14 protein-coding genes are annotated in these 19,745 nt (G+C 61.5%); 13 read left to right on the forward strand and 1 reads right to left on the reverse strand.

What is annotated here, in order from left to right:
* Positions 1–22 precede the first annotated feature (22 nt).
* The 13 genes from glgA (at position 23) to F8N44_RS04635 (ending at position 17,383) form a co-directional block, all read left to right on the forward strand.
* Positions 23–1,609: a glycogen synthase GlgA gene (gene glgA / locus F8N44_RS04575; RefSeq protein ID WP_150649494.1), complete on the forward strand. Its 1,587-nt coding sequence runs from the start codon at positions 23–25 to the stop codon at positions 1,607–1,609.
* 18 nt (positions 1,610–1,627) lie between these two features.
* Complete coding sequence (gene treZ, locus F8N44_RS04580; protein WP_150649495.1) at positions 1,628–3,430, forward strand: malto-oligosyltrehalose trehalohydrolase; 1,803 nt, start codon at positions 1,628–1,630, stop codon at positions 3,428–3,430.
* A complete protein-coding gene (malQ, locus tag F8N44_RS04585) occupies positions 3,427–5,505 on the forward strand; it encodes a 4-alpha-glucanotransferase (protein WP_150649496.1) in 2,079 nt (692 codons plus the stop codon). The genes treZ and malQ overlap by 4 nt, the downstream gene beginning before the upstream one ends.
* Positions 5,502–8,270, forward strand: a complete 2,769-nt coding sequence (locus F8N44_RS04590) for a malto-oligosyltrehalose synthase (protein ID WP_150649497.1) — start codon at positions 5,502–5,504, stop codon at positions 8,268–8,270. Before malQ ends, F8N44_RS04590 begins: the two co-directional genes overlap by 4 nt.
* Positions 8,271–8,297: 27 nt before the next feature.
* The gene (locus F8N44_RS04595) at positions 8,298–8,612 is read left to right on the forward strand and encodes a DUF2934 domain-containing protein (protein ID WP_150649498.1); all 315 of its coding nucleotides are present in this window, start codon (positions 8,298–8,300) and stop codon (positions 8,610–8,612) included.
* Positions 8,613–8,838: 226 nt separating this feature from the next.
* Positions 8,839–10,998: a glycogen debranching protein GlgX gene (gene glgX / locus F8N44_RS04600; protein ID WP_150649499.1), complete on the forward strand. Its 2,160-nt coding sequence runs from the start codon at positions 8,839–8,841 to the stop codon at positions 10,996–10,998.
* Position 10,999: 1 nt separating this feature from the next.
* On the forward strand, positions 11,000–11,998 hold the full coding sequence (locus F8N44_RS04605; RefSeq protein WP_150649500.1) for an acyl-CoA dehydrogenase family protein: 999 nt from the start codon (positions 11,000–11,002) through the stop codon (positions 11,996–11,998).
* Complete coding sequence (locus tag F8N44_RS04610; RefSeq protein ID WP_150649501.1) at positions 11,995–12,753, forward strand: PIG-L deacetylase family protein; 759 nt, start codon at positions 11,995–11,997, stop codon at positions 12,751–12,753. Before F8N44_RS04605 ends, F8N44_RS04610 begins: the two co-directional genes overlap by 4 nt.
* On the forward strand, positions 12,750–13,349 hold the full coding sequence (locus F8N44_RS04615; RefSeq protein ID WP_150649502.1) for an SAM-dependent methyltransferase: 600 nt from the start codon (positions 12,750–12,752) through the stop codon (positions 13,347–13,349). Before F8N44_RS04610 ends, F8N44_RS04615 begins: the two co-directional genes overlap by 4 nt.
* Positions 13,346–14,032 carry a glycosyltransferase gene (locus F8N44_RS04620; RefSeq protein ID WP_150649503.1) on the forward strand — a complete coding sequence of 229 codons (687 nt, stop codon included), beginning with the start codon at positions 13,346–13,348 and terminating at the stop codon, positions 14,030–14,032. Before F8N44_RS04615 ends, F8N44_RS04620 begins: the two co-directional genes overlap by 4 nt.
* 156 nt (positions 14,033–14,188) lie before the next feature.
* Complete coding sequence (locus tag F8N44_RS04625) at positions 14,189–14,947, forward strand: PIG-L deacetylase family protein (protein ID WP_150649504.1); 759 nt, start codon at positions 14,189–14,191, stop codon at positions 14,945–14,947.
* A gap of 196 nt (positions 14,948–15,143) precedes the next feature.
* Complete coding sequence (locus F8N44_RS04630; protein ID WP_150649505.1) at positions 15,144–15,926, forward strand: endonuclease/exonuclease/phosphatase family protein; 783 nt, start codon at positions 15,144–15,146, stop codon at positions 15,924–15,926.
* 389 nt (positions 15,927–16,315) lie between these two features.
* The gene (locus F8N44_RS04635) at positions 16,316–17,383 is read left to right on the forward strand and encodes an autotransporter outer membrane beta-barrel domain-containing protein (protein WP_150649506.1); all 1,068 of its coding nucleotides are present in this window, start codon (positions 16,316–16,318) and stop codon (positions 17,381–17,383) included.
* A gap of 129 nt (positions 17,384–17,512) precedes the next feature.
* Here the strand turns inward: F8N44_RS04635 and glgB are convergent, their stop codons facing one another.
* On the reverse strand, positions 17,513–19,744 hold the full coding sequence (gene glgB, locus F8N44_RS04640) for a 1,4-alpha-glucan branching protein GlgB (protein WP_150649507.1): 2,232 nt from the start codon (positions 19,742–19,744) through the stop codon (positions 17,513–17,515).
* Between the last annotated feature and the right edge of the window lies 1 nt (position 19,745).

The following is a 19,745-nucleotide window of genomic DNA, read 5'->3' on the forward strand; positions in this document are numbered from 1 at the left end:
ATCAACGATACGGGAGATTCATATGATCAGTGCGGCATTGGATATTCAGGGAGAGCGTGCTCAGCAGGCGGTTGGTGAATCGAGCACCGTCAGTGTTCCCGGCAGCCGACAGATCAACGTCCCCGGCACCAAAACGCTGACTCCAGTAGCGAGCCAGAACCCCAACAAGAAAAAAGTACTGTTCGTGACTTCGGAGATCGCCGATCTGGTGAAAACCGGTGGTCTGGGCGACGTCTCTGCGGCCCTGCCCCGCGCCATGGCCCATCTGCACGATGTTCGCGTGCTGATCCCCGGCTACCCGCAAGTGATGCACAGCGAGAATCCGATCCACATCATCGGCGAACTCGGCGGTCACGCCGCATTGCCACCGTGCAGGATCGGGCGCATGGACATGCCGGACGGTCTGGTCATCTACGTGTTGATCTGCCCTGAGCTCTACGAGCGCGAAGGCTCGCCCTACGGCGCCAATAACGGTCGCGACTGGCCGGACAACCACATTCGTTTTGCCCGCTTGGGCCTGGCCGCTGCTGACATCGCCGCCAATCTCGCGCAAATTCACTGGTGCCCGGATCTGGTGCACGCCCATGACTGGCCGGCCGGTCTCGCCCCTGCCTATATGCACTGGCGCGGGCAGCGCACGCCGACCCTGTTCACCATTCACAACCTCGCCTATCAAGGCGTGACCAGCCTCGGCTCCTGCCCTGAACTCGGCATCCCCAACCATGCCCTGCAACAGGAAGGCATGGAGTTCTACGGCAAGATGTCGTTCCTCAAGGCCGGGATGGCCTATTCGAGCCATATCACCACGGTCAGCGCGACTTATGCGCAGGAAATTACCACCCCGGATTTCGGCTGCGGCCTCGACGGTTTTCTCGCCGCCAAGACTCAGCAAGGCTTGCTCAGCGGCATTCCCAACGGCATCGACGAGAGCTGGGACGCCGCCACCGATCCGCACCTGTTCGCATCGTTCGCCATTGGTGACTGGGAAGGCAAAGCGGTCAACGCCGCGCATGTGCGTGAGCTATTTGAATTGAATGACTCAGAAGGCCCGCTGTTCGCCGTGGTGTCGCGACTGGTCTATCAAAAAGGTCTGGACCTGACGATAGCGGTGTCCGAGTACATCGTTAAAAATGGTGGCCAGATCGCCATCATCGGTCGTGGCGAACCGGAAGAAGAACAGGCCATGCGTGAACTGGCGCTGCGCTTTCCCGGGCAGATCGGCGTGCGCATCGGCTTCAACGAAACCGACGCCCGGCGCATGTTCGCCGGCAGCGACTTCCTGCTGATGCCATCGCGTTACGAGCCTTGCGGCTTGAGCCAGATGTACGCCCAGCGTTTCGGCTCGCTGCCGGTGGCGCGCAATACCGGCGGTCTGGCAGACACCATTGAAAATGGCGTCACCGGTTTCCTCTTCGACGAATCCACCGCTGAAAGCTATCAGGAAGCTCTGAGCCGCGCGTTCAAGGTCTTCGCTTTCCCCGAACTGCTCAATGCCATGCGTTGCCGGGCAATGGCTGCGCCGTTCAACTGGTGCAAAGCGGTTGAACCGTACGCCGAACTCTACGAACAACTGGTCGCCAAGGCGCTGGGTAAAGCTCACCACAAATAACCAGGGAGGTTCACCACGATGCCGTTACGGTCTACTGAAACCTGGCCCCACGGCGCGATCATGCTGGACGCCGAACACACACAGTTCGCGCTGTGGGCACCGGATGCTTTTTACGTCAGTGTCGAACTTGAAAACGGCCAGTCTCTGCCGATGTTGTCTCAAGCCGACGGTTGGTTTGTGATCAAGGCCCGCTGTCCGGCGGGCACCCGCTACCGCTACAACATCGACGGCGAACTGGAGGTGCCCGACCCGGCCTCCAGAGCGCAGGATGGCGACATCGGCCGCCACAGTGTGGTCGTCGATCCGCTGGCTTATCAATGGCGCCACAGTGCCTGGCACGGTCGGCCGTGGAGCGAAGCGGTGATCTACGAGTTGCACGTCGGTGCGCTCGGGGGGTTCGCGGAAGTCGAACAACATCTGGCGCGCCTTGCAGGTTTGGGCGTCACCGCCATCGAACTGATGCCGCTAGCGCAGTTTCCCGGCGAACGCAATTGGGGCTACGACGGTGTGTTGCCCTACGCACCGCAAGCCTCCTACGGCACGCCGGAACAACTCAAACACTTGATCGACAGCGCCCACGGCCACGGCTTGGCCGTCATTCTTGATGTGGTCTACAACCACTTCGGCCCTGACGGCAATTACCTGCATCGTTACGCCAAAGGCTTTTTCCGCGAGGACAAACACACGCCGTGGGGCGCGGCGATCGATTTCCGCCGCGACGAAGTGCGGGAATTTTTCATCGAAAACGCCCTGATGTGGTTGCTTGAGTACCGCTTCGACGGTCTGCGTCTGGACGCGGTGCATGCCATCGAGGACCCGGACTTCCTTACGGTAATGGCCCAGCGCATCCGCGCGCAGATCGACCCGAGCCGGCATGTCTGGCTGACCGTGGAAAACGAACTCAATCAGTCGAGCCTGCTCGAATACGACTACGACGCGCAGTGGAACGACGACGGCCACAACGCCTTGCACGTCTTGCTCACCGGTGAAACCGACGCCTATTACGCCGACTACGCCGCACAACCAACCGAGCAATTGGCGCGCTGCCTCAGTCAGGGTTTTGTCTTCCAGGGCCACATCACCCGCCACGGCGAACCTCGCGGCGAGCCCAGTGAGCACCTGCCGTCCACCGCGTTCGTGCTGTTCCTGCAAAACCACGACCAGATCGGCAACCGTGCGTTCGGCGAACGCCTGCATCATCTGGCCGATCCGCGCGCCGTGCAGGCAGCGACCGTGTTGTTGCTGCTATCACCGATGATTCCGCTGATGTTCATGGGCGATGAGTTCGCCGCCGAGCAGCCGTTCCTGTTTTTCACCAGCCACCACGGCGAACTGGCGAAACTGGTGCGTGAGGGCCGCCGCAATGAATTTGCCGCGTTCAGCGCCTTCACCGATCCGCACAAACGCGAGCAGATTCCCGACCCGAATGCTGAAAAAACCTTCCACGCCTCACAGCCAAGGCTGGTCGGCCATGGCAGCGCCAAACAGCAGGAAACCCTCGAGCTGTACCAGAAGCTGCTGCAATTTCGCCATCAATACATCATCCCCCATCTGTCCGGCACGCAAGCGCTCGGCGCCCATATGCTCGGTTATGGCGCGGTCAGTGCGCGCTGGCGTCTGGGTAATGGCAGCGAGCTGCGAATTGACCTGAACCTCAGCGACACGCCAGTGGTCAACCCTCCACAGACCGAGGCCGTGTGGTTGTTTCAGCAGCCACCCACCGTCGATCTATCGGAATCGGGCGAACTGCCCGCGTATTGCGCGCTTGTCAGCCTCACGGCCGCAACCCCTTTGCAACCTCTGGATGGAGAGCGCCTATGAGCGATGCGCAACTGGAAATTCTCGCAAGCCGCGCCGGCCTTGCCGTCGACTGGATCGACGCCAACGGCCGCCCGCAAAAAGTCGCTCCGGCGGTGCTGCGCAATGTTCTTATCGGCCTCGGTCACCCTGCCAGCACGGCGCAGGAAATCGACGCCAGCCTGCTGGAACTGCAAGCCGTACAACAAGACCGCCATCTGCCGCCGCTGCTGACCAGCGATGTCGGCGTCGGCCTTGATCTGGGGCGTTACTTTGCGCCTGAAACCCCGTGTGAAATTCACCTTGAAGACGGTTCACGCCTGAACCTCAAACTGGACAGCGAAGCGGTGTTGCCGGGGCTGATCCCGGTCGGCTATCAACAAGTGCACATCAGCGATCAGTATTTCACCTTGGCCGTAGCCCCGGAGCGCTGCTTCAGCGTCGGCGATGCGGTGGATAATCCGATTCCCCGCGTGTGGGGCCTGAGTGCGCAGCTGTATTCGCTGCGCCGCCCCGGTGACGGCGGTTTCGGCGATACTCAGGCGCTGGAGGACCTGGTCCGCGTGGCCGGTGAGCGCGGCGCCGATGCGGTGGCGATCAGCCCGCTGCACGCCATGTTCAGCGCCGATACCGGGCGCTACAGCCCTTATTCGCCGTCCAGTCGGCTGTTCCTCAATTCCCTGTATGCCGCACCGGGCGCGATTCTCGGTGAACGCGCCTTGCGCGATGCCATCGACGCAGCAGGTCTGACTGAACGGTTCGCACAACTTGAAGACCTGAAACTGATCGATTGGCCGAGCGCCGCCGACGCCAAGCAAAAACTCCTGCAAGCCTTGTATGAAGGATTCATCGCTGGTGACCACCCGCTGCACCCGGACTTCGCCAGTTTCCGCCACGCCGGTGGCGAAGCACTGGAAAACCACTGCCGTTTCGAAGCGATTCAGGAAATGCGCGCCGCCCGTGGCGAAAACCTCGACTGGCGTCAGTGGCCGGAGCACTGGCACGACCCGCGCGGTGCCGCGCTGGAAGCGTTTGCCGAGGAATACGCCGAACGCATCGGTTATTTCGCTTTTTGCCAGTGGCTGATTCACCGTTGTCTGGAACGCGCGCAAACCGCCGCCCGCAGCGCCGGTATGGGCATTGGCCTGATCGCCGATCTGGCGGTGGGTGCCGACGGCGCCGGCAGTCAGGCCTGGAGTTTTCAGGATGAACTGCTCGCCTCGCTTACCGTGGGCGCACCGCCGGACATTCTCAATCGCTCCGGGCAAGGCTGGGGGATTTCCGCGTTCTCGCCGGAAGGCCTGATCCGCAATGGATTCCGTGCGTTCATTGACATGCTGCGGGCGAACTTCGCCCACGCTGGCGGCTTGCGAATTGACCATGTGATGGGCCTGCAACGGCTGTGGGTGATTCCCAACGGCTCGGCACCTGCCGATGGCGCGTATCTGTATTACCCGGTCGATGACTTGCTGCGCTTGCTGTCCCTTGAGTCGCATCGCCACCAGGCCATCGTCCTCGGTGAAGACCTCGGCACCGTACCCGATGGCCTGCGCGAGAAACTCAGCGCACGCTCCATGCTGGGCATGCGCGTGTTGCTGTTCGAGCAGGACAACACCCATTTCAAACCGATTCTCGACTGGCCGGACAACGCGCTGGCGACTACCAGTACCCATGATCTGCCGACGCTCAACGGCTGGTGGCACGGTCGCGACATCGACTGGAACGCACGGCTGGGTTTTGTCGACGCCAACGGTGAAATCGAATGGCGGCATCATCGTCAGCGTGAACGCGAAGGTTTGCGCAGCGCCTTGAGCCAGGACCCGCAGAATTTTCGCGAAGAATCCCACGAGGCCGATCAAGTGGTCGATGCCGCCGTTCGCTTCCTCGGCCACACCCGCGCGCCGTTGGTGCTGTTGCCGCTGGAGGATGCCCTGGGCATCAACGAACAAGCGAACCTGCCGGGCACCATCGATACCCACCCAAACTGGTCGCGACGCTTGCCCGGCAACAGTGAGGCGCTGCTCGACGGTGCCGATGCGGCGCGGCGACTGGAACTGCTCGCCTGCGCGCGACTTCAGGCTGCCGAGCGTGACCAATGAATCAAGCGCTTATCCAGCCCCTGCGCGCGACACTGCGCCTGCAATTTCATAAGGGTTTTACCCTCGAACAAGCCGTGCCATTGGTGCCGTACTTCGCCCGGCTCGGCATCAGCCATATTTACGCCTCACCGCTGCTCGCGGCGCGGGCCGGTTCCATGCACGGCTACGACGTGGTCGACCCGACCCAGGTCAACCCGGAGCTTGGCGGTGAGCCGGCGCTTCGGCGCTTGGTCAGCACCCTGCGCGAACACAACATGGGGCTGATCCTCGACATCGTCTCCAATCACATGGCGGTTGGCGGCAATGACAATCCGTGGTGGCTGGATCTCTTGGAGTGGGGACGCCTGAGTCCTTACGGTGAGTTTTTCGACATTCAGTGGCACTCGCCCGACCCGTTGATGGAAGGCCAATTGTTGCTACCGTTTCTTGGTAGCGACTACGGCGTCGCGTTGCAGGAAGGCACACTGAAACTGCAGTTCAACCCACACACTGGCAGTTTTTACGTCGAACATTACGACCATCACTTCCCGATCTGCCCCAGTGACTACGGTGAGATCCTCAAATACCAAGAGACGCTGAAATCCCTAGCTGACCGGTTCAGCACGCTCAGTTATCAGACCGATGCGCATTCGCTGGCGATGCCACTGAAGGAAGAACTGCGCGAACTGGCGAGCGATCCGCAGACGCTTGAAGCGATTCAAAGAAACCTGCAGCATTTCGACTCAACAACCGAAGAAGGCTTCCACAAATTGCATCAGTTGCTGGAGCGGCAAAGCTATCGCCTGGCGAGCTGGCGCACGGCGGCGGATGACATCAACTGGCGGCGCTTCTTCGACATCAACGAACTCGGCGGCCTGCGCGTCGAACGTCCGGCGGTGTTCGAAGCCACCCACGGCAAGATCTTCCAGTTGATCGCCGAAGGCTTGGTCGACGGCTTGCGCATCGATCACATCGACGGCCTCGCCGACCCGCGTGGTTATTGCCGCAAGCTGCGCCGCCGGGTTGATCTGCTGGCACCGGGCAGGCACTTGCCGATCTACGTCGAGAAGATCCTCGGCGCCGGTGAAACCCCGCGCCGTGACTGGGCGGTGGACGGCACCACCGGTTACGAGTTCATGAATCAGCTGTCACTGCTACAACACGACCCGGACGGCGAATTCGTCCTCGGTGACCTCTGGCAACGGCGCACCGAACGCCCCGCCGCGTTCATCGAAGAAGCACAACTGGCGCGTCAGCAGATCCTCAACGGCTCGCTGGCCAGCGATTGTGAGAGCGTCGCCCAGGCGCTGCTGCAAGTCGCCCGTGATGACCTGATGACCCGCGACCTGACCCTCGGCGCGATCCGTCGGGTGTTGCAAGCGTTGATCGTGCACTTCCCGGTGTACCGCACTTACATCAGCGCCATGGGCCGCTCGGCGCAGGACGAGGTGTTTTTCCAGCAAGCCATGGACGGGGCCCGGCAGACGCTGAGCGAAGCCGACTGGCCGGTGCTCGACTGCGTCGCCGCCTGGCTCGGTGGCACGCCATGGCGGCGCAAACCGCGCGGGCGTTCACGCAAAATTCTCAAGCACGCCTGCGTGCGTTTTCAGCAACTGACCTCGCCGGCAGCAGCCAAAGCCGTGGAGGACACCGCGCTGTATCGCTCGGCGGTGCTGCTGTCGCGCAACGATGTCGGCTACAACACCGAACAGTTCAGTGCCCCGGTCAGCGACTTTCATGCCGTCAATCAGCAACGGCTGGACGAGTTCCCCGACAACTTGCTGGCCACCGCGACCCACGATCACAAACGCGGCGAAGACACCCGCGCGCGGCTGGCCGTGCTCAGCGAGCGCAGCCACTGGTATGCCGAGCAGATCGAATTGTGGCGCGCCCTCGCCCGCCCCGTTCGGGTTGACGAGCAGATGCCGTCGAGCGGCGATGAACTGATCCTCTATCAAGCGTTGCTCGGTAGCTGGCCGCTGCAACTGCGCGATGACGATCAGGCCGGGTTCGCCGACTACGCCAAGCGTATCTGGCAATGGCAGCAGAAAGCCCTGCGTGAAGCCAAGCTGCAAAGCAGCTGGAGCGCGCCGAACGAAGCCTATGAAAACGCCGCGCAGGCGTTCACCGAAAAACTCCTCACCGGAGAGGAAGGCGAACTGCTGCGCGCCGCGCTGAGCAAGACCGTCAACAGCATCGCCGCCGCCGGCGCCCTCAATGGCTTGGCGCAAACCTTGCTGCGCATGACCGTGCCGGGGGTGCCGGATCTGTATCAGGGCAATGAGTTCTGGGACTTCAGCCTGGTCGATCCGGACAATCGCCGGCCGGTGGATTACGCCGCTCGCGAGCAGGCCTTGCAGGAGCCATTGCCACCTGTGGAGTTGCTGGCGAACTGGCGTGACGGACGCATCAAGCAAGCCTTGATCGCCGAAGTGCTGAACCTGCGTGTCGAGCATGCCGAATTGTTCCGCCGGGGCAGCTATCAGGCCCTGGAAGTGCTCGGCAGTCAGGCGCACAACGTGCTCGCGTTTGCCCGTGAGCACGAGGGCAAGCAGGTCATCGTGATCGTGCCGATCCGTTGCGCAACCCTGCTGGAAAACGGTGCTGTACCTCAGGTCGATGCGCTGCGCTGGGGCGATACGCGGGTGGTTTTACCGTTCGCCGCCTCTGACACAAACCTGAAGGGACTTTTTTCAAGCACAGCAGTCACAAAAAACAGGAAGCTGAATATCAGCGACGCGCTGGGGGATGTCCCGGTCAATCTCTTTATCCAACACTTAACGTAAGCATGAGTTCAGTTCAGGAGCATTGCGATGAGTACCGACGATAAACGCATTCGCGAATTCGCCTATCAAATCTGGGAGTCGGAAGGTCAGCCCGACGGTCAGGAGGAGCGCCATTGGGAGATGGCGCGCAAACTGGCTGAAGCAGAAGCCCTGGCGCCGAAGAAGCCACCGAAAGCCGCGGGCAGCAAAACTGCGGGCAAGACTGCCGAGGTCAAAGCGCCGGCCGCCAAACCGAAACCGGCGGCCAAGGCCAAACCGGCCAGCGCCGCCAAAGTGATTCCCCCGGGCGAAAAAGCCGCCGAGAAAAAGCCCCGGGCGCCGAAGAAGCCTTCGGCGATCTGACGCTAACCGGATTATTGAACTGAATGAATGTGTGGCGGGTTCGCTCGCCACCGAGGGCGCGTTCGTCCTCAAGAAACCCACCAATCCCCTGTGGGAGCGAGCCTGCTCGCGAAAGCGCTGGGTCAGCTAACAGAGATGTCGGATGTGCCGACGCTTTCGCGAGCAGGCTCGCTCCCACAGGGGAAACAGTGTCAACCGAACCATCCCGTTTTTTGCAGGAGCAATCATGACCCGTCCAAAGAAAGCCGAGCCCACCGCGCACGCCGAGCCGTCGAGAATCCGTGAAGGCTTGCCCTTCCCGCTCGGTGCGACCTGGGATGGGCTGGGGGTCAACTTCGCGCTGTTTTCCGCCAACGCTACCAAAGTCGAACTGTGCATCTTCGACGACGCCGGCGAAGTCGAACTGGAGCGCATCGAACTGCCGGAATACACCGACGAGATCTACCACGGCTACTTGCCCGATGCGCATCCTGGACTGATCTACGGCTACCGCGTCTATGGCCCGTACGACCCGGCCAACGGTCACCGCTTCAACCACAACAAATTGCTTATCGATCCCTACGCCAAGCAACTGGTTGGCGAACTGAAATGGTCGGAAGCGCTGTTCGGCTACACCATCGGCCACCCCGACGCTGACCTCAGTTTCGATGAACGCGACAGCGCGCCCTTCGTGCCCAAATGCAAGGTCATCGACCCGGCGCACACCTGGGGCAATGACCACCGCGTCAGCGTGCCGTGGGACAAGACCATCATTTATGAAACCCACGTGCGCGGCATCAGCATGCGTCACCCCTCGGTGCCGGAAAACGTGCGCGGCACTTTCGCCGGTCTGATGGTCGACGATGTGCTCGAACACATCCGCAAGCTCGGCGTGTCGACGGTCGAGCTGCTGCCGATTCACGCGTTCGTCAACGACCAGCATCTGCTGCACAAAGGCATGACCAATTACTGGGGCTACAACAGCATCGCCTTCTTCGCCCCGGACCCGCGTTATCTGGCCAGCGGCAAGATTGCCGAGTTCAAGGAGATGGTCGCGCACCTGCACGAAGCCAATCTCGAAGTGATCCTCGACGTGGTCTACAACCACACCGCCGAGGGCAACGAGCAAGGCCCGACCCTGTCGATGCGCGGCATCGACAACGCCTCTTACTACCGCTTGATGCCCGACGACAAGCGCTTCTATATCAACGATTCCGGCACCGGCAACACGCTGGACCTGAGTCACCCGTGCGTGCTGCAAATGGTCACCGACTCGTTGCGTTACTGGGCCAGTGAGATGCATGTCGACGGTTTCCGTTTCGATCTGGCAACCATTCTCGGCCGCTATCACGACGGTTTCGACGAGCGTCACAGCTTCCTTGTCGCCTGTCGCCAGGACCCGGTGCTGCGTCAGGTGAAAATGATCGCCGAGCCGTGGGATTGCGGGCCCGGTGGTTATCAGGTCGGCAACTTCCCGCCGGGCTGGGTCGAGTGGAACGACAAGTTCCGCGACACCGTGCGCGCCTTCTGGAAAGGTGACGATGGCCAGGTCGCCGATTTCGCCAGTCGCATGACCGCTTCTGGCGAGATGTTCAACCAGCGCGGGCGGCGTCCTTATTCCTCGGTGAACTTCATCACCGCGCACGACGGTTTTACCCTCAACGATCTGGTCTCGTACAACGACAAACACAACGAAGCCAACGACGAGAACAATCAGGACGGCAGCAATAACAACCTGTCGTGGAACCACGGCGTCGAAGGCCCGACCGACGATCCGGAAATCAACGCCCTGCGTCATCGGCAGATGCGCAACTTCTTCGCCACCCTGCTGCTCGCCCAAGGCACGCCGATGATCGTCGCCGGCGACGAATTCGCCCGCACCCAGGACGGCAACAACAACGCCTATTGCCAGGACAGCGAGATCGGCTGGGTCAACTGGGACCTGAGCGAAGACGGCAAGGCACTGCTGAAATTCGTCAAACGCCTGATCAAGTTGCGCCTGGCCTATCCGATCCTGCGTCGCGGGCGCTTCCTGGTCGGCGAGTACAACGAGGACATTGGCGTCAAAGACGTTACCTGGCTCGCGCCGGACGCTACCGAGATGACCACCGAGCATTGGCACGATGCGCACAACCGCTGCCTGGGCATGTTGCTCGATGGCCGCGCGCAGGAAACCGGGATTCGCCGTAAAGGCGCGGATGCGACCTTGCTGCTGGTGGTCAACGCCCATCACGACATCGTCAACTTCACTTTGCCGGAAGTACCCGACGGCGGTTTCTGGACGTGCATGATCGATACCAACCAGCCATCGATCCGTGGCCAGGAACGCTTCGATTTCGGCCACGAATATTCGGTTACCGGGCGCTCGTTGCTGCTGTTCGAACTGCAACGTGAAGAAGAAGACTGATATGGATCTGCATAGTTATCTCGCCCGACGTCCAGCGGACTATCCGCACACCGTAGCTCTCGGCGATTGCCTGCGGGCGCTGGTCGAGGCCGGGCTGGATCGGTTGCCGTTGCCAGGCAGCGGCCACACCCTGGAGCGCTTTCAGCGGCTGGCCGAGGTCGGCGGGCATGATCTGGGTTTGTGCAAATTGTTCGAAGGGCATACCGACGCACTGGCGATCATCGAGCAACTGGGCGGCTCGCCGACCCCGGGCAGCACTTGGGGTATGTGGGCAGCGGAACCGCCGCAGGCAAAGGTTAAAGTCAGCCCGGCCGGGCACATGGTCGCGCTGCATGGACGCAAAGCGTGGTGCTCCGGCGCCGCAGTGCTCAGCCATGCCTTGCTCACCGCGTGGGATAGCGATGATCAGCAACAACTGGTGGCCGTCGCCCTCGACCAACCGGGCGTCACCGTCACCGAGCAGGGTTGGCAAGCGGTGGGCATGGCTGCCACCGGCAGCGTGGAAGTGCTGTTCGACGACGCAGAAGCGCAGGCCATCGGCAACTCCGGCGACTATCTGCAGCGTCCGGGTTTCTGGCAGGGAGGGATCGGCATTGCTGCATGCTGGTACGGCGCCGCGCGGCAAATCGCCGAAGCGTTGCGCAGCCAATGTGGCCAGCGCCCTGAACCGCATGCCCTCGCCCACCTCGGCGCGGTCGACAGCGCATTGCAGGCGGCGGCCGATGTGCTGCGTTTCAGCGCACTGCACATCGACGCGCACCCAGAAGACAACGCCGAACTGCTTGCTCGTCGGGCTCGCGCGGTGGTCGAGCAGTCGGCCGAACAAGTAATGCGTGAGGTCGGTCGCGCGCTCGGCGCCGGGCCGTTTTGCAAGGATCGGCACTTTGCCCGGCTCAGCGCCGATCTGCCGGTGTTCCTGCGTCAGAGTCATGCCGAACGTGATCTGGCTGCGCTCGGGCAAATGGTCGCCGGGCACTCCGCAGAGGCATGGACACTATGAAAACCAATCCGATTGTCGGCCAGGGCACGAGCCTGCATCAGTGGCAAGCTTCGCGGCATCTGGCGGAGCTGGAGAGCATCGACATCCTCAGTCTGGTGCCACCGGGCGCACGGGCAGTCATTGTCGCGCCGCATCCGGACGACGAAGTGCTCGGTTGTGGTGGCTTGCTGCAATTGCTCGCGGCGGCTGGCCGGCCTCTGCAGCTGATTTCGGTGACCGACGGCAGCGCCAGTCACCCCGGTTCCAGTCGTTGGCCGGTGGAGCGACTGAGCGTGGTGCGCCCGCAGGAGTCCGCCGAAGCGCTGCGCCGACTCGGTCTGCCGATGCATCGGGTGAAGTGGCTGCGCGGCGGTTTTACCGACACGCAGGTCGCGGCTCAGGAAGCCGAGCTGGTCGATTTCATCGCGCGTCATTTGCGTGCCGATGACGTGCTGTTCGCAACTTGGAGCGAGGACGGTCATTGCGACCACGAAGCGGTCGGCCGCGCCAGTGCCGAAGCCGCGCGCCGGGTCGGTGCGACCTGCCACGAACTGCCGGTGTGGACGTGGCACTGGGCGACCCCGGAAGACGCCTTCGTACCGTGGCAACGGGCGCGCAAGATTCTCCTGACGCCAGCGCAAGTCGCACGCAAGCGCCACGCGGTGTACGCCTTCGCCAGTCAACTGGAAGGCGATCCTGACGCCGGACTTGGCCCGGTGCTCGCGCCGTATGTGCTCGATCGCCTCTTACAGCCCTTCGAAGTGGTGTTTCTATGAGTGTCGAAGATCGCTATTTCGATGGCCTGTTTGCTGGCAACGACGACCCGTGGGCCTTCCGCGAGCGCTGGTACGAGCAACGTAAACGCGCGATCACCCTCGCCGCCCTGCCGCGTCCGCATTACCGGGCGATCTTCGAACCGGGCTGCGCCAACGGCGAGTTGAGCGCCGAACTTGCCGCACGTTGCGATCGCTTGCTGTGTTGCGACACCGCCAGCGCGGCGGTGACCTTGGCGCGCGCGCGTTTGAGTCTGTTCGATCATGCCGAAGTGCGGCAAAACCGTCTTCCCGGCGACTGGCCGGAAGAAAAATTCGACCTGATTGTATTTAGCGAGATCGGCTACTACCTCGATAGCCAGGATCTGACAGAAGTGATCCGTCGGGCCAGTGATTGCCTGACTGCCGACGGCCAGTTCCTCGCCTGTCACTGGCGTCCACCCATCGACGACTGCCCGCTGAATGCGCGGCAGGTTCACGACCTGATTCACGAAAAACTGCATCTGCCACGGCTGGTTCTGCATCAGGAAGCGGACTTCATTCTTGAGGTGTGGAGCCGTGAACCGCGCTCGGTGGCGGCACTGGAGGGTTTGCGATGATTGGCATTCTGATCCCGGCGCACAACGAGGAAGATCTGCTCGACGACTGCCTGAACGCGGCCATGCGCGCCAGCCGCCACGGCTTGCTGGCCGGTGAAAAGGTTGAAGTGTTGGTGGTGCTCGACAGCTGCACCGACCGCTCGGCGCAGATTGTCAGTCGCTATCCGGTGCTGAGCCTGCACATCGATGCACGCAACGTCGGCCAGGCCCGGGCGGCCGGTGCACAGCTGTTGCTGGAGCGCGGCGCGCGCTGGATCTCCTGTTCGGACGCCGACAGCCGCGTCGCCGACGACTGGCTGGTGGCACAACTGGGGTTGGGTGCAGACGCGGTATGCGGTACCGTCACCGTCGAACGCTGGCATGAGTCGTTCGATGCAGCGGCGCAAATCCGCTATCACCGGCATTACCGTGCCTGCGATGGCCATCGGCATATCCACGGCGCCAATCTGGGCATCAGCGCCGATGCTTATCGCTGGGCCGGAGGCTTTAAACCACTGGCGTGCGATGAGGATGTGCAATTGGTGCGGGAGCTGGAACTGGACGGCGCGAACATCGCCTGGAGCCACCGCCCGCAAGTGCTCACCAGCGCGCGGTTCGACAGTCGTGCACGTGGTGGCTTTGGTGACTATCTGCGAAATCTGGCACAGATGGAGCAAAAAAAAGCGGATCAGATTGATCTGTGACGCGACGAACTTCGCTTCATGAGCAATACTCTGCTGCGCGGCAATCCAGGGTTCGGAGCGTCGCAGGGCATTCAACCAGCCTTCACGGGTCGACGGCGACTGGCAATCATTGCCACGCACACGACTGAGGGCGAAACAACACAAGGACGTCACACCATGAAACCGTTATCCCTCAGCGACAGCAGTTCGCCGGCGCAAATCTGGAACAGCGCTCCGCAGCTGGACAACATCCCCGTCATCAACACCCTCAGCCTCGTACCCGCCGGCGCCCGTGCCGTGGTCATCGCGCCGCATCCGGGCGATGAAGTGGTGACTTGCGGCGGTCTGCTGCAATTGCTCTCCAGTCTCGGTCATCCGCTGCAATTGCTCTCGATCACCGATGGCAGCGCCAGCCATCCGGGTTCACGGCAATGGTCGGAGAAACGCCTGAGCGTGTTCCGCCCACAGGAAAGCGTCGAAGCCCTGCGCCGCCTCGGCCTGCCGATGCACAGCCTGAAATGGGTGCGCGGCGGTTTCACCGACAACGCCCTGTGCGAACAGCAAGCGCAAGTGACCGAATTCATCAGCCGCTACCTGCGCCCCGGCGACGTGGTGTTCAGCACCTGGCGCGGCGATGGCAACGATGACCATGAAGCGGTGGGCCGGGCCAGTGCGCAAGCAGCTGAACAGGCCGGCGCGACCTTCCACGATGTACCGGTCTGGGCGTGGCACTGGCCCGAGCGCGACCAGCAACTGATCCCTTGGGAACGCGCGCGCAAACTGCGCCTGGACACCTGGACCGTGGCGCGCAAAAGCCACGCCACCCACGCCTACGCCAGCCAGCTCAACGGCGAACCGGCGATCGGCATTGCGCCGATGCTGCCGCCGGTGCTTCTCGAAAGAATGCGTTTGCCCTACGAAATCGTGTTTGTCTGAATCTCTGATTCCCTGTGGGAGCGAGCTTGCTCGCGAAGAGGCCGTCACATTCAATATTCGTATCGACTGTACCGACGCCTTCGCGAGCAAGCTCGCCCCCACAGGGTTTGATGTGCAATCGAAACTATCCAGAAGGAACTGCCGCCCCTGCCCATCAGTCGCATGAACAAGTGGCCCGCAATCCAGAGGAGTGAACGTGTCCAGCGATCCCAAGCGTCATGTTGTCGACGCGCCCGTCATCCATCGTCTCAGGGTGCTGACGGTCAACACCCACAAAGGCTTCACCGCGCTCAATCGGCGCTTCATCCTGCCGGAGCTGCGCGAAGCGGTGCGCAGCACCTCGGCCGACCTGGTGTTTCTGCAGGAAGTGGTGGGTGAACACGAGCGGCATTCCAGTCGTTACAACGAATGGCCGCAAACCTCGCAATACGAGTTTCTCGCCGACAGCATGTGGAGCGATTTCGCCTATGGGCGCAACGCCGTTTATCCCGACGGCCATCACGGCAATGCGCTGCTGTCGAAATACCCGATCCGGGAATACCGCAACCTCGATGTGTCGATCACCGGCCCTGAGCGCCGTGGCTTGCTGCATTGCGTGCTCGATGTGCCGGGTCACGCTGAGGTCCACGCCATCTGCGTGCATTTGAGTCTGCTGGAAAGCCATCGGCAATTGCAGTTGCAACTGCTTTGTCAGTTGCTCGAATCCCTGCCTGATGACGCCCCGGTGATCATCGCCGGCGATTTCAATGACTGGCAGCTGCAGGGCAATGTCGCCCTCGCCCGTCGCGACTATCTGCACGAAGCCTTCGAGCGTCATCACGGGCGCCCGGCCAAGACCTATCCGGCGCGGTTTCCGTTGCTGCGGCTGGACCGTATCTATTTGCGCAATGCCAGCAGTCATGACCCACGGATCCTCGGCAACAAGCCGTGGACACATCTGTCGGATCATCTGCCACTGGCGGTCGAAGTGCACCTTTAGCCACAATAGTGACAGCAATGCAGGACGCGATAGATCAGCTCATTCGACGATTCAACGTTGCCGACAGACCATCTGTCGGTAACTGAATACCTCTGCGCCGGGGCTTTCGTTGCGTTTTTCCATACAAACAACCACTTAGTTATGTGCAGAAAAACAAACGCTTGCGAACCGCGTTTTGCCACTACCGCTCATCGTTCAATTTCTTGACGTGGGCGTGCGACTCTTCTTATCTCTACCTTACTACCCCCGGAATCACTACCCGGGACGAGCCTTCGGACACTCGCGAAATCGAGCGGCCACGGTTCGCCCCGCTCCATTCGGTCGCCCCTCGTTCGGGGTAGGAGAGACGCCACACAGAGAGAATGCATGCGCCTGCAAGGTATACCTCCATGAAAATTTCCATCAGCCCACACGAGATCAAAATCACTTTCTGCACAGTGTCGAGTTCTATCTTGCTGTGCTCATCCATGGAGGCGCAGGCCGGTCCTGCGGCGGATGAAACAACCCCGTGGTATCGCGCGGACGTGCCGGTCATGACCTTGCCCGCCACCGTCATTACTCCCGGCCCGCAACGCTTCAGTCCACGCCCCGATCTGCAAGGCACACGCCTGATCACCGAAGACCTCGCCCCGTCAGCCTGGGATGAGTTGTACGGCAGAAGCGCCCGTCAGGCACAGACCGACGTGCTGTCGTCGGGTTACGCCACACCCGGCAGCGGCGACATCAAAGGCCCCGCCGTGCTGACTCTGCAAAGTGGTAGCCATACCCAGAAAATCGGCCTGATTGGGGGACTCAACCAGATTCAAGCCAATGGCAACGGCCCGCTTACCAGCCGCGCCCTGGCAGACCCGAACAGTGACACCCTCAATCTGCAAGGCCAAAGCCTTGGCGCCTATTACAGCCTGATCGGCGCCCAGGGCTGGCACGTGGATTTATCCGCCAGTGGTGGCCGGGTCAGCGGTTTCAGTCGCAACGGCCAAGGCGCGCGGCAAGCCACCGAAGGCAGTGCCATGACCTTCTCGGTCGAAGGCGGCTTTCCGATTGGCTTGAGTGAAAACTGGGTGGTGGAACCCCAAGCGCAATTGATCAATCAGCGCATCACCCTCGACACGCCCTACGCCGGTTCGGGCAATGCCTCTTCCTCCGATCTGACCGCGTGGAGCGGCCGCGTCGGTGCGCGCTTGAAAGGCAGTTACGATTTGAATGGTCTGCCGGTCGAACCCTATGTGCGCACCAACCTCTGGCACACGGTGTACACCGGCAATACCGTGACACTGGATCAGGTCGACAAGATCAGCAGCAGCCGCAAGTCCTCGACCGTCGAGCTGGGATTAGGGCTGGTGGCACGGGTGACACCGGCGGTGAGTCTGTATGTCAGTGCCGATTACAGCAGTGATGTCGATGACAATGACTTGAACGGGATCATTGGCAGCCTTGGGGTACGGATGCGTTGGTGATCTTCAGGCTACCGAAGGTCCCTGTGGGAGCGAGCTTGCTCGCGAAGCGGTGTAACGTTCAACATCATTGTTGATTGACATATCGCCTTCGCGAGCAAGCTCGCTCCCACAGGTTTTGCGGTGCCTGGATCAACCCTCCGGTTTGAGGATCAACACCGCCAGCGGCGGCAGATTCAACTCCAGCGACAACGACTGGCCATGACTCGGCACTTCCTCGGTAAATGCCCCGCCGCCGTTGCCGTAATTGGAACCGGCATAGGTGTCGGCATCGCTGTTGAGCAGCTCAGTCCAGCGCCCGGCAAACGGCACACCCACGCGGTACGCCTGACGCGGCACCGGCGTGAAGTTGGCCACCACCAGCACCGGCGCGCCCTCCTTGCTCCAGCGCAACCAGGCGTAAACGCTGTTGATCGCATCGTCGCCGATCAGCCACTGAAAACCCTGCGGCGCGTCGTCCTGGTCGTGTAGCGCCGGCTCCTCGCGATACAGCCGATTGAGATCGCCAACCAGTTTCTGCACGCCTTTGTGCTCGGAGTATTGCAGCAAATACCAATCGAGCTGTTGATCGTGATTCCACTCGCGCCACTGGCCGAACTCGCAGCCCATGAACAACAGTTTTTTGCCCGGATGCGTCCACATGAAACTCAGATAGGCACGCAGGTTGGCGAATTTCTGCCAGCGATCGCCGGGCATCTTGTCGATCAGCGAATGCTTGCCGTGCACCACTTCGTCGTGGGAAATCGGCAGGATGAACCGCTCGGACCAGGCGTAGACCAGGCCAAAACTCAACTCGTTGTGATGATGCGCGCGGTACACCGGATCCTGCTGAATGTAATGCAACGAATCGTGCATCCAGCCCATGTTCCATTTGTAGGCAAACCCCAGGCCGCCCTGCTGCGTGCTCTGGCTGACACCGGGCCACGCGGTGGATTCTTCAGCGATGACCAGCGCACCCGGTGCTTCCAGTTCGACCACATCGTTCAAGTGCCGCAGAAAATCGATGGCTTCGAGATTCTCGCGGCCACCGTGGCGGTTGGGCACCCATTCGCCGGCCTTGCGCGAATAGTCGCGGTACAACATCGACGCCACTGCATCGACGCGCAGGCCGTCGACATGGAAATGCTTCAACCAGTGCAGCCCGGACGCCAGCATGTAACCGTGCACCTCAGTGCGGCCAAGGTTGTAGATCAGCGTGTCCCAGTCCTGATGGAAACCCTCTAGCGGGTTACCGTATTCATACAGCGCGGTGCCATCGAACTGCGCCAGACCGTGGGTATCAGTCGGGAAATGCGCTGGTACCCAATCGAGAATTACGCCGATCTCCGCCCGGTGGCAGGCATCGACGAATTCGGCGAACTGAGCAGGTGAGCCGTAACGCGCGCTCGGCGCGAATTGCGAGAGCAACTGATAACCCCAGGATCCGCCAAACGGGTGTTCCATGATTGGCATCAGCTCGATATGAGTGAAACCCAGTTCTTTCACATACGGAATCAGCCGCTCGGCCAGTTCCGGCCACGTGTACTGACGGGCCACTTCGCCAAGATCATCCAGCTCACATTGCCAGGAACCGGCGTGCAGTTCATAGATCGACAGCGGTGCCGAGTGTTTCTGGCGGTCACGACGGCTGCTCATCCAGTCTTGATCCTGCCAGTCGATTTGCAACGGCTCGGCGACTTTCGACGCGGTGTCCGGCGGCAGACTGGTGGCCAGCGCCATCGGGTCAGCCTTGAGCGGCAGAATCCCGTGGGCACCGAGAATCTCGTATTTGTACAACTCGCCCGCTTGCAGGCGCGGAATGAACAACTCCCAGACCCCGGACGGATGACGCAAGCGCATTGGATGCCGACGCCCGTCCCAGACGTTGAAGTCGCCAACCACCGACACGCGCCGGGCATTCGGCGCCCACACGGCGAAACGCACGCCATCGACGCCGTCCACGGTTTTCAGCTGCGCGCCGAGGCAGGCACTGAGGTCACGGTGATTGCCCTCGGCGAACAGATACAAATCCATTTCACCGAGTAACTGGCCAAAGCTATATGGATCCTCGGCGACTTGCTCGCCGCCGGCCCAGCGCGTACGCAATTGATACGGCCGCGCTTGATCGAAATGGCCGACAAACAGTCCCGGCGTTTCGGTCTGCTCCAGCGGACCGCGTTCTTCACCGCTGTCCTTGTCCAGCACCACGACACTCAGCGCACCCGGTAGATAAGCGCGAATGAACTGCCCGCCAGCGCCATCGCCGTGCGGGCCAAGAATGGAAAAGGGGTCGTGATGTTCAGCGCGCACCAAGGCATCGATATCTTTCGCCGAGGGCAGCAATGCTTCTTTGACTTGACCCTGTTCCTTGTTCGAGAAACTCATG

The organism is Pseudomonas fluorescens (genome assembly GCF_902497745.1).
Classification (GTDB): domain Bacteria; phylum Pseudomonadota; class Gammaproteobacteria; order Pseudomonadales; family Pseudomonadaceae; genus Aquipseudomonas; species Aquipseudomonas fluorescens_BM.

What these genes read in the sequence shown, in the direction of transcription:
- glgA (WP_150649494.1), top strand. Translation starts at nt 23, where the DNA reads ATGATCAGTGCGGCATTGGATATTCAGGGAGAGCGTGCTCAGCAGGCG.
- treZ (WP_150649495.1), top strand. Translation starts at nt 1,628, where the DNA reads ATGCCGTTACGGTCTACTGAAACCTGGCCCCACGGCGCGATCATGCTG.
- malQ (WP_150649496.1), top strand. Translation starts at nt 3,427, where the DNA reads ATGAGCGATGCGCAACTGGAAATTCTCGCAAGCCGCGCCGGCCTTGCC.
- F8N44_RS04590 (WP_150649497.1), top strand. Translation starts at nt 5,502, where the DNA reads ATGAATCAAGCGCTTATCCAGCCCCTGCGCGCGACACTGCGCCTGCAA.
- F8N44_RS04595 (WP_150649498.1), top strand. Translation starts at nt 8,298, where the DNA reads ATGAGTACCGACGATAAACGCATTCGCGAATTCGCCTATCAAATCTGG.
- glgX (WP_150649499.1), top strand. Translation starts at nt 8,839, where the DNA reads ATGACCCGTCCAAAGAAAGCCGAGCCCACCGCGCACGCCGAGCCGTCG.
- F8N44_RS04605 (WP_150649500.1), top strand. Translation starts at nt 11,000, where the DNA reads ATGGATCTGCATAGTTATCTCGCCCGACGTCCAGCGGACTATCCGCAC.
- F8N44_RS04610 (WP_150649501.1), top strand. Translation starts at nt 11,995, where the DNA reads ATGAAAACCAATCCGATTGTCGGCCAGGGCACGAGCCTGCATCAGTGG.
- F8N44_RS04615 (WP_150649502.1), top strand. Translation starts at nt 12,750, where the DNA reads ATGAGTGTCGAAGATCGCTATTTCGATGGCCTGTTTGCTGGCAACGAC.
- F8N44_RS04620 (WP_150649503.1), top strand. Translation starts at nt 13,346, where the DNA reads ATGATTGGCATTCTGATCCCGGCGCACAACGAGGAAGATCTGCTCGAC.
- F8N44_RS04625 (WP_150649504.1), top strand. Translation starts at nt 14,189, where the DNA reads ATGAAACCGTTATCCCTCAGCGACAGCAGTTCGCCGGCGCAAATCTGG.
- F8N44_RS04635 (WP_150649506.1), top strand. Translation starts at nt 16,316, where the DNA reads ATGAAAATTTCCATCAGCCCACACGAGATCAAAATCACTTTCTGCACA.
- glgB (WP_150649507.1), bottom strand. Translation starts at nt 19,744, where the DNA reads ATGAGTTTCTCGAACAAGGAACAGGGTCAAGTCAAAGAAGCATTGCTG.